We start from the raw sequence: 12,541 nt of genomic DNA on the forward strand, positions 1-12,541 counted from the left end.
ATTTCAAGCACAGGTGGTCGGCGCGCACGGCTAATTTGTTCTAACCGCAAAATCCATACCCCCGGTCCTGTTAACGCTAAGGTTGGGATTCGTTTTCTTCGCTATCGGGATCGAAATCGGGATCGAAATCGCTATCGGGATCGAAATCGATGCTGTAGACTTCCTGATCCTCTCGAACTTGGTATCCTCTTCCGCCGAGACGGCTGAGCATCGCGGCCATACGGTCGAGTTCATCCTTGCGGTTCCGGCTTTCCATCTTGTCCAGCGCCTTGCCGACAACCAGCACATCTTGAATCGCCGCGCACTCAAGCGCGGAGCCACGAGCGATTTCGAAATAACGCCTTCGGTCGGCTTCCGCGGTCTTGCCATTACCTTCGGCGATATTGAGCGGTATCGACTGGCTGGCCCGAAGCCATTGATCCCGGGCGGGCCGATGGACTCCGTTCAGGCTGTCGGCCTTCTCGTAAACCCATGCAACGTAGCCTATTGAAAGGCGATAGACGTCCAGTTTTTCGCGTCCAAGGGTCATATTTTTTTCGATTTCGATCCCGATAGCGATTTCGATTTGGATACAGAACAAATTAGCCGTGGGTCGGCGCGGTGGCCGACCCTGCAAAATTCCGCCTTACAAAACAGAACAAATTTAGCGCAGCCGGATCAGGCCTCAAGCTTTTTAACCAGTTCATCCGCCACTTCATCCACGCTGGCCTTGCCATCAAGCGTGATGTACTTGATGCCTTCCTGATCGGCAATGTCCCGGAAATAATAGGCGGCTGCCAGCGTGCCTTCCGTATCATCATAGTAGATAGCATGACGCTTGTCGATGGCCGCCTCGTCCTGGTCGTCATCGCGTTTGGAAAGTTCGCCGCCGCATACCCGGCATTTGTCGCCATCCGGCTTGATGGCATCAATATAGATATTGTTTGGATGATTGTTGTCATTGACGCAAAGGCGGCGGCCCATGATCCGGTTTTTGGCGATTTCCCGGTCAAGCTCCATTTCAATGACGACATCGAGTTTCATGTTTTCTTTTTTCAAGGCCTCATGAAGTTTTACCGCCTGGTTTTTATTCCGGGGGAATCCGTCCAGGAGCCAGCCGTTTTTGCAGTCATCTTCTTTCAGCCGGTCAAGAATCATCGGGATGGTGATATCATCGGGGACCAGATCACCTTTGTCGATGTAGGCCTTGGCCTGTTTGCCCAGTTCGGTGCCGCCTTTGATATTTTCTCTGAAAATGGCGCCGGATTCGATATGGGGGATGTTGTATTTTTTCTTTAAAATAGCGCCCTGCGTACCCTTGCCGCTGCCGTTCGGACCGAAAAATAAAATGTTCATCTGGCTTTCTCCTTTTTTAAATATCGATAAATCCCGAATAAACCCTTTAATGCACGATTTGCAAAAAATTTGATAAAACTATTCTCATAATAGAAACATCCCGCCCTGTCAACCTAAATTGAGCGACCTAAATTGAGCGATTTTCAAGTTTGCCCCAGATACAATTTAGGTCAAATAAGGTTGTGGCGTTTGATAAAATTTTTAATCCATTCCAGGGCTTCGGCCCGGCTCTGGAGGCGGCCGGCCAGCCGTTTTTCTTCAATACGGGCAAGCAGTTTATTAAACAGCGGCGAGGGGGTCAGATTGAGTTCTCCGATCAGGTCATGGCCGTTTATCAGGGGCGGCTGTTTGGCTTTTTCTGCAAAGTCAAGCAGATAGGTATACACGAGATCCCGGCAGAAGCGCTCAAACGTTTCCGTCAGCCGCTCCTCATTTTTTTTGCCCCGGGCATCGGCCATGGCGTGTATCAGCAGATCAACAGCAGGGCCCCGGGATTTCATAAAAAAGCGGGCAATGCCCTTGCATGTCAGGGTTTGCTGCTGATGCGCCATGAACAGGTGCAGCGGTCTTAAATGGTTTCGGATGATAAAATCCAGGTAGGCGGACCATTCGTTTGCAAGTTTTAGCCGTCGGCTGATGGGGCGGAGCATATCCGCGCCGAGGGCTTCATGGTTATAAAAATGGGCGGCGCCGTCTTTATCTGTGGTGCGGGCCCGGGGTTTGCCGATATCGTGCAAAAGCATTGCCAGTTTTAAGCGGGCCGGGTCATGAAGCAGGGGCTCCGGCAGAACCGCGGCTTTTTCAAACATCGTGTTCAGGGAACTCAGAAGCTTTTCAAGCTGAAAGTAAGCCGCCATGGTGTGTTCAAATGCGTCAAAAGTGTGATGGGCATTCTGTGTGCAGGTTTTTAACGGCTGCAATTCGTCAAATATTTCAGTGAGAAGTTTGGTCTCGTCCATTTCACGCAGACAGGAGTGGCTTTGCGGGCAGGCCAGCAGTTTTATCAGTTCTTCCCTGACCCGTTCGCCCGCCGTATGCTTGATTCGGCCGGCATGTTGGGTAATTGCGGCTTTGGTGGGCGCCTCGATTTCAAACCCTAACAGGGCGGCATGCCGGAATGCCCGGAGCAGCCGTACCGGATCGGCCCGAAGGTTTTCTTCAGAGACCATCCGGATACGCCGTGCCTTAAGATCCGTCAGCCCATTAAAAATATCGATGAATCGCCTTTTTCCCATATCCCATGCCATGGCATTAACGGTAAAGTCCCGCCGTTTCAAATCGTCATAAATACTATCTCCTTCAATCGGTGCCACATCAAATGTCAATTCGCCGGAAACGATTCGGTATATTGAAAAATCCGGCTTGCCAAGTACGATCATTCGGCTGCCTGCATTTTCAGCAATCTTTCGGGCCAGGGGTTCACAAGGTTTTGGCGCGGCGATATCATAGTCAGTGGGCTGTCTGCCCAGCAGCATATCGCGAACCGTGCCGCCGACTAAAAAGGCACCGGGCGCATTGGGTATCACTCGGGGCAGCATCATCATCGGATTTTTTTGGAATTTTTCATCAAGCCCATTAATTTTTTTATTGATTTATATACCATTATTTATTATGAAGTCCTCTTTTTTAAACTTTATTCACAGAAGCCCGGGGTTACGCGGTTTTCTTGACGGCGGTATCGGACAGCCTCAATCAGTCCCCGGCAAAAACCGTACACTATCCCCGCCGCCTTTTTCATTTATACACCGAGACCGTTGGGATTTTCAATGAAAGGCTGAAGTCAGATATGGGGGAAAACAGCAGCCAGCCCTTGCGCTTAGGGGTTACCGGTGGCGCCGGTTCCGGCAAAAGCGTTGTATGTGAACGGCTTCGCTCCCATGGCGTAAGCGTCATTCTGGCGGATGAACTGGCCCGCCGTGCTGTGCTGCCCGGTATGCCGGCCTATGAAAAGATCGTAGAAAACTTTGGCACCGGTATTCTCGATGACGATAAGTGCATCAATCGGGCAAGGCTGCGTCAGTTGATTTTAAAAAATCAGGAAAAAAAGCAGACCCTTGAGAGCTTTGTTCATCCCGAAGTCTTTCGCCTGATGGTCGAGGATTATATGGCCGCCGCTGAAGCCGGCGCCGAGGTGGTTGCGGTGGAAGTGCCGCTCTTGTTTGAGGCGGGCATGGAAGGCTATTTCGACTATATTCTGACCATCAGCGTTGATCGGGAAGAGCGGATCAGGCGGCTTATGGCGCGGGATCAGATCAGCCGTGAGGATGCCGAAGCGCTGATGCGGATCCAGTGGCCCGAGGAAGAAAAGCAGAAAAGATCCGATTACGTCATTGATAACTCCGGCCGCATTGAAGACACCATTAAGTCCGTAGATCAATTTCATCAAAAGTTTATGGCGCGGGTAAAAAAAACCTAAAATTGTTGACAGGGGTTCTTTAAGCAGTTAACTTAAATTAAAATACCTGCCTATGGTACGTATCCTATTGCTACGTATACGATCAATCAGAGCGGTGCATAGTTCCTTAAAAAACTCATGAACTCAGGTCTTACAGTATCAACAGAATGTCAGTTGGTTTGTGTCTGTGGGTTATAATATCCATAGGTGTGCTGCCGGTCCGGCGCAGGCTTCGGGTTAAACCGGCGCCCATCGGAAATAAGGCTGGCATCCGTCTGAACCTAAACCGATCTTATAATCTAATTTATAGTCTATTTATCTAATTTTAAAGGATGGCGAGGTAATCGTTTAATGAATGTCGTTGAATTAAAAAACAAAAAGATCAATGAACTGACCCGGATGGCAAAAAAGTTTAATATCGATAACGCCGGGGGAATGCGAAAGCAGGAACTGATTTTTTCTTTGCTGCAGGCCCATATCGAACAAAACGGGTTTATCTACGGGGAGGGGACCCTGGAGGTATTGCCGGACGGGTTTGGATTCCTGCGCTCACCGGATTGCAATTACCTTCCGGGCCCTGACGATATTTATGTGTCACCCTCCCAGATTCGGCGCTTCAACCTGCGTACCGGGGATACGGTGTCCGGCCAGATCCGCCAGCCCAAGGAGTCGGAGCGGTATTTTGCCCTGCTCAAAGTCGAGGCCATCAATTTTGAGGAGCCGGAACTCGCCCGCGAAAAAATTCTTTTCGACAACCTGACCCCGCTCTTTCCCACAAAGAAGATGAAGCTCGAAACTGCCCGGGACAACTATACCACCCGAATCATGGATCTTTTAACCCCGGTCGGCTTCGGCCAGCGCGGGCTGATCGTCTCGCCCCCCCGCGCCGGTAAGACCATGATTTTAAAAAATATCGCCAACAGCATCATCACCAGTCACAAAAAGAATGTCGTGCCCTTTGTGGTGCTGATTGATGAGCGGCCGGAGGAGGTTACCGACATGGAGCGCTCGGTCGATGCCGAAGTGGTAAGTTCCACTTTTGACGAGCCGGCGGAACGCCATATCCAGGTGGCGGAAATGGTTATTGAAAAAGCCAAACGCCTGGTTGAACATAAGCAGAACGTGGTTATATTGCTGGATAGCATTACGCGGCTGGCCCGGGCGTACAATACGGTCATGCCGCCCAGCGGCAAGATTTTATCCGGCGGGGTGGACTCCAATGCCCTGCATCGGCCCAAGCGGTTTTTCGGTGCGGCCAGAAATGTTGAGGAAGGCGGGAGCCTCTCAATTATCGCCACCGCCCTGGTGGATACGGGCAGCCGAATGGATGAGGTCATTTTCGAGGAGTTTAAAGGTACCGGCAACATGGAAGTGCAGCTGGATCGCCGCCTGGCGGACCGGCGGATGTATCCGGCCATTGACCTCAATAAATCCGCCACCCGCAAGGAGGAACTGCTTTTGGATCAGGAAGCTTTAAACCGGGTCTGGATCTTAAGAAAGCTTCTGGCCACATTAAATCCTGTTGACAGTCTGGAGTTTTTACTGGATAAAATGCAGGGCACAAAAACGAACAAGGAATTTCTGGATTCCATGAATTCATAGGATAATGGTGAATAATCAAAAAGAGGTGTTCATAAAAGAGGTGTTCATATGAAAAAGGAAATCCATCCGGATTACAAGGAAACCACCATTCGATGTGCATGCGGCAATGAATTGGCGATTGGCTCCACCAAGGACAATATTTCGGTGGAAATCTGTTCCAAATGCCATCCGTTTTATACCGGCAAGCAGAAACTGGTTGACTCTGCCGGCCGGATCGAGCGGTTCCGCAGAAAATACGGCAATTATCAGGATCAAAACAAGAAAAAATAGCCTATCCCAAATTCTTTTAATGTGGGAGTCCAAATCCTGGCACGGTAAATTTGTTCTATCTATTTTTCAGGCGGGCACGGTGGCCCGCCCTATCGCGACAATGCCGACATTTTGTAGGGTCGGCCACCGTGCCGACCTTAAATGCGAACAACCCCATGGTTATGGGGTTGTTCGCCAGAACAAATTCACCGTGCAAAGCCTGGCCCAAGCGGGACAGGCTCTTTATTTTTTATGGTATAAAAATCTATGTTTGAGCAGCTGGAAGGCATTGAAGCGCGTTATAAAGAGCTTGAAACATTATTGAGCGATCCGGAGATCGTTCAAAACCGGGAGCTGTATCCGCAGTATGTGCGCGAGCATAGCGATTTGGGCAAAATTGTATCCGTTTACCGGGATTATAAGCAGACCCTGGAAGAGCTTGAGCAAAGCCGGGATCTGCTCTCGGACAAAGATCCGGAAATGAAGGAGCTGGCCCGCACTGAGGTGGAGAATCTGTCCGAGCGCGCCGAACAGATGGAAGAGGACCTAAAAGAGCTCTTAACGCCCAAAGATCCGAATGACGAGAAAAACGTTCTCCTTGAAATCCGCGCCGGCACCGGCGGGGAGGAGGCTGCATTGTTTGCCGGGGATCTGTTCCGGATGTATACCCGGTACACGGAATCCAAAGGCTGGAAGATTGAGCTCATGACCGAGCATTACAGTGATAGCGGCGGGATCAAGGAAATGGTTGCCATGGTCAAGGGCAGGGGCGCCTACAGCCACTTAAAGTATGAAAGCGGCACCCACCGGGTGCAGCGGGTGCCGGTCACCGAAACCCAGGGCCGGATTCATACCTCAGCCGTCACCGTGGCGGTTCTGCCCGAAATCGAAGATGTGGAAATCAGCATCGACCCCAATGAGATTAAAATGGATGTTTACCGCTCCACCGGCCCGGGCGGCCAGTCCGTTAACACCACGGATTCAGCGGTGCGCCTGACCCATCTGCCCACCGGCATGGTGGTGACCTGTCAGGACGAAAAATCCCAGCACAAAAACCGGGCCAAAGCCATGAAGGTGCTTCGCGCCCGTCTCTACGATTTGGAACTCCAGCAGCAGCAGGCTGAGATTTCCCAGCAGCGAAAAAATCAGGTGGGCTCCGGGGACCGCAGTGAACGCATCCGCACCTATAATTTCCCCCAGGGCCGGGTCACGGACCACCGCATCGGGCTGACCCTTTATAAGCTTGACCAGATTCTCCAGGGCGAGCTGCTCGATGAAATCATCAACGAGCTTGCCACCCATTTCCGTGCGCAGGCCCTTCAGAATGCAGAAGCCGTCTGATTCCCAATGGACCATTCTTGATCTGCTTCAATGGACCGCCACTTATTTTACATCACATGCCATTGACAGCCCCCGCTTAACCGTTGAATTGCTGTTGGCCCATGTTTTGGGCATTGAGCGGATCGATTTGTATGCGCGCTTTGATCAGCCCTTAACAGCCGAAGAGCTGGCCAAGTTCAAGCAGCTGATCAAGCGGCGCCTGAAGCGGGAGCCGGTGGGCTATATTCTTGGATACAAGGATTTCTGGGATATTACGGTGGTGGTTGATCCTAATGTGCTGATCCCGCGGCCGGAAACCGAACTGCTGGTTGAATCCGCCCTGGATTTAATTCCTGAGAATACAGACGCGGGTAAATTGCGGATTCTGGAGCTTGGCACAGGCTCCGGGGCCGTTGTCTTAAGCCTGGCCGCCGCCCGACCGGGACATCTGTTTTATGCATCAGATGCGGACCCGCCTGCGTTAGCCGTTGCCCGGCAAAATGCGCTGAGCAATCAACTGGCGGATCGGGTCGATTTTTTTGCCGGCAGCTGGTTTGCGCCGATTTATCCGGAGATTAAATTTGACTTGATTGTCTCCAATCCGCCCTATATACCGGCAGCCGAGATATCCGGGCTGGCACCGGAAATTTGTAACTATGAGCCGGTATTGGCGCTGGATGGCGGCGCAGACGGATTGCGGGCCATCCGCCATATTATTGAAACCGCACCTGCGTATTTACGTCCGGAGGGCAGATTGCTGCTTGAATTTGGAAACGGCCATGCTGAAAAGCTCCAGGGCTTGATCGAGACCGTGGAGGGGATTCAACTTTTCCAGGTCATTAAAGATTACAGCGGCTATGACCGCGTGGTGGTGGCCGGCAGAAATTCATAAAATTCGTTTTTTCATTGCTCTGAAAATTAATTTTTGTTATCCAATATAAATTTATCAAAAGCCAATCCACACGTTCTGGGACCGGCGGGCCGGGTGCTTGTTTTCAAGTGGGCCGGCCGGGAGGATCAGAACGGCGGTAAAACCCAGAAAAGGAGATGTTTATGAACTACGTAACCATGAAAGAACTGCTCGAGGCCGGGGTTCACTTCGGCCACCAGACCCGGCGATGGAACCCGAAGATGAAAAGATATATCTTCGGCGCAAGAAACGGCATCTACATCATCGACCTGCAGCAGACGGTTAAAAAATTCAGGCTCGCCTGTGACTTTGTGGCCGACACCGTGGCGGAGGGGGGCTCGGTCCTTTTTGTGGGGACCAAAAAACAGGCCCGGGAAACCATCTATGAGGAAGCCAACCGCTGTGAGATGTTCTACGTGCATAACCGCTGGCTGGGCGGCATGCTCACCAATTTTCAGACGGTCAAGAAAAGCATTGACCGGCTAAACTATCTGAACAATATCGAAAACGACGGCTCCATCAGCCTGTACCCCAAAAAAGAGCAGCTCTATATGCAGAAGGAACGGGTCAAGCTGGACGCCAACCTGGGCGGGATCCGCAATATGAAGTCCCTGCCGAAGGCCATTTTCATTATTGATCCGAAAAAGGAGTCCATTGCCGTCCATGAGGGCAGGCGCCTTGGTATTCCGATTGTGGCCGTGGTGGACACCAACTGTGATCCGGATGTCATTGATTATGTGGTGCCCGGCAACGATGATGCCATCCGGGCGATTAATCTGATGACCTCACGAATTGCGGAAGCCTGTATAGAAGGCATGCATCGCCGGGAGGAGCGCGCCCAGGCGGAGGCCGACAAGGGCGAGGAGAGCGTGAAAGAGGCAGAAGAAGCGGCATCCGGCCAGAAGGAGCGCCGGATTATTTCGGACGGCACGGAAGGCCCGGTGGTTGAGGTGATCCGCAAGGGGGCATCCAGTGCGGCCGAACCGGGCGAACAGGTCGAGCCGGGCGAATCTGAGGAACCTGCTACCGGCGGTGAGGAGTCAGCAGGCAGCGGAGAAACAGAATAGAATTAGATATTTTTAAATATTAACAAGCGTGGATATGCCCCGCGGATAACGGCGGGTGCTTTAGACAGGAGAAAAAGTTATGGCGACCATTAGTGCGGATTTGGTAAAACAGCTCCGGGAGCGGTCCGGAGCGGGTATTATGGATTGCAAGGAGGCGCTCACCGAGTGCGACGCCGATCTGGATAAGGCGGCGGATTATTTGCGCAAGAAAGGATTGGCCACAGCCAAGAAACGGGCGGACCGGGTCGCTTCTGAAGGGGTTGTACAATCCTATATTCATATGGGGGGAAAGATCGGGGTGCTCGTTGAAGTCAACTGCGAGACCGATTTTGTGGCAAAAACCGATGATTTCAAGGAATTTGCCAAAAACATCGCCATGCATATCGCGGCCTCCAGCCCCCTGGGGATCGTGCCGGAAGATGTGCCGGAATCAGAGGCGGAAAAGGAACGCGCCATCTACCGTCAGCAGGCCCAGGACATGGGCAAGCCGGAGAATATGCTCGAAAAGATCGTTGAAGGCAAGATGAACAAGTTCTACAAAGAAAACTGCCTGATGAATCAGCTCTATGTCAGGAATACCGATTTAACGGTATCCGATTATCTAAACGAGATGATTGCCAGGACCGGGGAGAAGATTACCATTAACCGGTTTGCCCGATTTCAGATAGGCGGGTAACAAGACGTGGCCAGATCCCTTTATAAACGGGTTATACTCAAGTTAAGCGGCGAAGCCCTTATGGGCGACCTTACCTACGGCATCAGCCCGGAGACGCTTCAGTACATGGCTGATGAGGTAAAGGAGGCCCATGACACCGGCACGCAGATCGCGATTGTGGTGGGCGGCGGCAACATATTCCGGGGAATGGCCGCGGCTTCCCAGGGGATGGACCGGGCCTCCGGGGATTATCTCGGGATGCTGGCCACAGTGATGAACAGCCTGGCGCTCCAGGATGCGCTGGAGCGGACGGGCATCCCCACCCGGGTCCAGTCGGCCATATCCATGCATCAGATGGCGGAGCCCTATATCCGGCGGCGGGCCATCCGGCATTTGGAAAAAGGCCGGGTGGTGATTTTTGCAGCCGGCACCGGCAATCCGTATTTTACCACGGATACAGCCTCGGTATTAAGGGCCGAGGAAATCCATGCGGATGTGCTGCTGAAGGCCACCAAGGTAGACGGGGTCTATGATTCAGATCCGGTGGGGAACGAGTCGGCCGTGTTTATAGAGGAAATCAATTACATGGATGTTTTAAACCGCCGCCTCAAGGTGATGGATACCACAGCGATTTCGCTGGCAATGAACAACCAGCTGCTTTTGATTGTGTTTAATTTAAAAATAAAAGGCAATATTATGCGGGTGCTCACCGGCGAAAAAATCGGCACCAAAATTTATGAGCCGGATCCGGTCTAACAAAAGAAAGACGGGGTGATAACGCTATGATTGACGAAGTCAAGGAAGAAGCCAAGGAGAAAATGGGCAAGTCGATCAATTCGCTGAAAAGTGAATTGAAAAAGATCCGCACCGGCCGGGCATCGCTTAGTCTGCTTGATGATATCAAGGTGGAGTATTACGGCACCATGACCCCGCTAAACCAGCTGGCCACATTGTCCGTGCCCGAAAGCCGCCTGATTACCATTCAGCCATGGGATGTGTCTTCCGTCAACAGCATTGAAAAGGCGATTTTAAAATCCAACCTCGGTCTGACCCCCTCCAATGACGGTAAAATCATCCGGATCAACATTCCGCCGCTCACCGAGGAGCGGCGCAAGGATATCGTCAAACAGGTCAATAAAATGTGCGAAGACTACCGCGTGGCCATCCGCAATATCCGCCGGGACGCCAATGACATGCTAAAACAGCTCAAAAAAGACGGCGATGCCTCGGAGGACGATGTGTTCAAGGCCCAGGAGGATGTCCAGAAATTGACGGATGAGCATATAAATCAGGTGGACGATATCTACAAGGAAAAAGAGAAAGAAATCCTTGAGCTTTAATCTGGCGCAAGCCGGTCTGAATCCGGCGAAACTGCCGGCCCATATCGCCGTGATTATGGATGGCAACGGCAGATGGGCCAAGAAACGGCTGTTAAACCGTGTCAAAGGCCATGAAAAAGGCGCGGAAACGGTTCGGACGGTTGTGCGCACCTGCCGGGAGATCGGCATCCGGTTTCTTACCCTGTACGCCTTTTCAACGGAGAACTGGGAGCGGCCCAAAGCCGAAATCACCGCCCTGATGACCCTGCTGAAAAAGTTTTTGAACGATGAAAAGCAGGAGCTTTTAGAAAACAATATCCGGCTGACCAGCATCGGCCAGACCGATCGGCTGCCCGCGGATGTGCAGGACGCACTGAATGACGCCAAGTTGGCAACCGCGGCTAATGACGGGATGTGGCTGAATCTGGCATTGAGTTACGGCAGCCGGGCTGAAATCGTTGCCGCCGCCCAAAAAATTGCCGTTCAGGTGGCAAACGGCGAAATTAATGCCGCCTCCATAAGTCCCGAGCTAATCAGTCAGCATCTGTATACCGCGGACATGCCGGACCCTGAGCTTCTGATCCGCACCAGCGGCGAATTCCGCATCAGCAACTTTCTTCTCTGGCAGATTGCCTATACGGAAATCCACGTCACCCAGACCCTGTGGCCGGATTTGACGCGGGAGGAGCTGGTCCAAATACTAAAGGATTACCAGCAGCGGGAACGGCGGTTCGGGCGCGTGAGCGGATAGCTATCTTCCGGATTTGGGGCAGGCACGGCGGCCTGTCCTAAACCCTAAACCCTAAACCCTAAACCCTAAACCGTTAAGTTACTTAGAAGAAAGAACCTATCTCCGGATTAACATCCACATGCATTTAAAACGATGGCTCACCAGCATTGTTGCTATTCCGGTTCTGGCCGCATTTCTCTATTATGCCCCGCCCGGCCTGTTTACCCTGTTTATCGGGCTGATCGCCGGCATCGCCCTATGGGAATATTACCGGATTGTATTCAGAAACCTGGAGCCGGCCGCAGGGGTTATTATCCCCCTATGGGGCGGGCTTATCGGACTGGGGCTGCTTTTTGCCGCCTATGCCTCGGCCTGGCATATCCTCCCTGAATTGATTATTGTTAACACACTGGGCACGGCCCTGTTTTCCCTTTTCAGGTTTAAGGCCCACACGGATGTCGTGGATGTAGTGGCCAAAGAGATTCAGGGGCTTGTCTATGTCCCGCTTGCCCTGGCCACGCTGGTTCTGCTAAGGCTTGACACGGAAGGGGTGCAATGGATCTTTTTTCTCCTGTTTGTGGTGTTTGCCGGTGATGTGGGGGCCTTTTATGCGGGACGGTTTTTCGGCCGCCATAAGTTAAGCCCGGCCATCAGCCCGGGCAAAACCGTTGAAGGCGCGGTCGGGGGGATTTTGGCAAACATCGGCGTCGGCTACGGCTTTATGCTCCTTTTTCTGCCGCATCTCTCCATTGCCGGGTGTTTCTTTTTTTTCATCACAGTGGGGATAGCCGGTCAGGCCGGGGATCTCTTTGAGTCTGAATTCAAGCGGGTCAAAGGGGTCAAGGACTCCGGAACAATTCTGCCGGGCCATGGCGGGCTTTTGGACCGCATTGATGCCTTGCTTTTTGCCGCGCCGACCGCATATTTGTTTAAGACTTATATTTTGCCGTTTTTTTAAT

General features: G+C 52.1%; 14 protein-coding genes. 11 read left to right on the forward strand and 3 right to left on the reverse strand.

Translation table 11 applies throughout. From position 1 onward, the window contains the following. Nucleotides 1-76: 76 nt before the first annotated feature. From U5L07_00435 to U5L07_00445, 3 genes are all read right to left on the reverse strand, one after another. Nucleotides 77-580: a four helix bundle protein gene (locus U5L07_00435; GenBank protein ID MDZ7830196.1), complete on the reverse strand. Its 504-nt coding sequence runs from the start codon at nucleotides 578-580 to the stop codon at nucleotides 77-79. Between the two features lie 77 nt (nucleotides 581-657). After that, the gene (locus U5L07_00440; GenBank protein MDZ7830197.1) at nucleotides 658-1,335 is read right to left on the reverse strand and encodes an adenylate kinase; all 678 of its coding nucleotides are present in this window, start codon (nucleotides 1,333-1,335) and stop codon (nucleotides 658-660) included. A 170-nt stretch (nucleotides 1,336-1,505) separates the two neighbouring features. After that, nucleotides 1,506-2,876, reverse strand: a complete 1,371-nt coding sequence (locus tag U5L07_00445; protein MDZ7830198.1) for an HD domain-containing protein — start codon at nucleotides 2,874-2,876, stop codon at nucleotides 1,506-1,508. Between the two features lie 125 nt (nucleotides 2,877-3,001). Between U5L07_00445 and coaE the strand changes: the two genes are divergently transcribed. From coaE to U5L07_00500, 11 genes are all read left to right on the forward strand, one after another. Beyond that, the gene (coaE, locus tag U5L07_00450; protein ID MDZ7830199.1) at nucleotides 3,002-3,751 is read left to right on the forward strand and encodes a dephospho-CoA kinase; all 750 of its coding nucleotides are present in this window, start codon (nucleotides 3,002-3,004) and stop codon (nucleotides 3,749-3,751) included. Between the two features lie 330 nt (nucleotides 3,752-4,081). After that, nucleotides 4,082-5,332 carry a transcription termination factor Rho gene (gene rho / locus U5L07_00455; protein MDZ7830200.1) on the forward strand — a complete coding sequence of 417 codons (1,251 nt, stop codon included), beginning with the start codon at nucleotides 4,082-4,084 and terminating at the stop codon, nucleotides 5,330-5,332. 48 nt (nucleotides 5,333-5,380) lie between these two features. Then, nucleotides 5,381-5,602, forward strand: a complete 222-nt coding sequence (rpmE, locus tag U5L07_00460; GenBank protein MDZ7830201.1) for a 50S ribosomal protein L31 — start codon at nucleotides 5,381-5,383, stop codon at nucleotides 5,600-5,602. Nucleotides 5,603-5,848: 246 nt separating this feature from the next. Continuing rightward, nucleotides 5,849-6,922: a peptide chain release factor 1 gene (gene prfA, locus U5L07_00465; protein MDZ7830202.1), complete on the forward strand. Its 1,074-nt coding sequence runs from the start codon at nucleotides 5,849-5,851 to the stop codon at nucleotides 6,920-6,922. Then, nucleotides 6,906-7,793, forward strand: a complete 888-nt coding sequence (gene prmC, locus U5L07_00470) for a peptide chain release factor N(5)-glutamine methyltransferase (GenBank protein MDZ7830203.1) — start codon at nucleotides 6,906-6,908, stop codon at nucleotides 7,791-7,793. Before prfA ends, prmC begins: the two co-directional genes overlap by 17 nt. Before the next feature lie 161 nt (nucleotides 7,794-7,954). Then, on the forward strand, nucleotides 7,955-8,878 hold the full coding sequence (gene rpsB, locus U5L07_00475) for a 30S ribosomal protein S2 (GenBank protein MDZ7830204.1): 924 nt from the start codon (nucleotides 7,955-7,957) through the stop codon (nucleotides 8,876-8,878). Between the two features lie 79 nt (nucleotides 8,879-8,957). Continuing rightward, complete coding sequence (gene tsf / locus U5L07_00480; protein ID MDZ7830205.1) at nucleotides 8,958-9,554, forward strand: translation elongation factor Ts; 597 nt, start codon at nucleotides 8,958-8,960, stop codon at nucleotides 9,552-9,554. A gap of 6 nt (nucleotides 9,555-9,560) precedes the next feature. After that, nucleotides 9,561-10,289 (forward strand): UMP kinase, encoded by a 729-nt coding sequence (gene pyrH / locus U5L07_00485; protein ID MDZ7830206.1) that lies wholly within the window; start codon nucleotides 9,561-9,563, stop codon nucleotides 10,287-10,289. Between the two features lie 26 nt (nucleotides 10,290-10,315). Then, nucleotides 10,316-10,873 carry a ribosome recycling factor gene (frr, locus tag U5L07_00490; protein ID MDZ7830207.1) on the forward strand — a complete coding sequence of 186 codons (558 nt, stop codon included), beginning with the start codon at nucleotides 10,316-10,318 and terminating at the stop codon, nucleotides 10,871-10,873. After that, the gene (locus U5L07_00495; protein ID MDZ7830208.1) at nucleotides 10,863-11,603 is read left to right on the forward strand and encodes an isoprenyl transferase; all 741 of its coding nucleotides are present in this window, start codon (nucleotides 10,863-10,865) and stop codon (nucleotides 11,601-11,603) included. The genes frr and U5L07_00495 overlap by 11 nt, the downstream gene beginning before the upstream one ends. A 118-nt stretch (nucleotides 11,604-11,721) precedes the next feature. Beyond that, on the forward strand, nucleotides 11,722-12,540 hold the full coding sequence (locus U5L07_00500) for a phosphatidate cytidylyltransferase (GenBank protein ID MDZ7830209.1): 819 nt from the start codon (nucleotides 11,722-11,724) through the stop codon (nucleotides 12,538-12,540). Nucleotide 12,541: the final 1 nt, after the last annotated feature.

It is taken from the genome of Desulfobacterales bacterium, from assembly GCA_034520365.1.
Taxonomy (GTDB): Bacteria; Desulfobacterota; Desulfobacteria; order Desulfobacterales; family Desulfosalsimonadaceae; genus M55B175.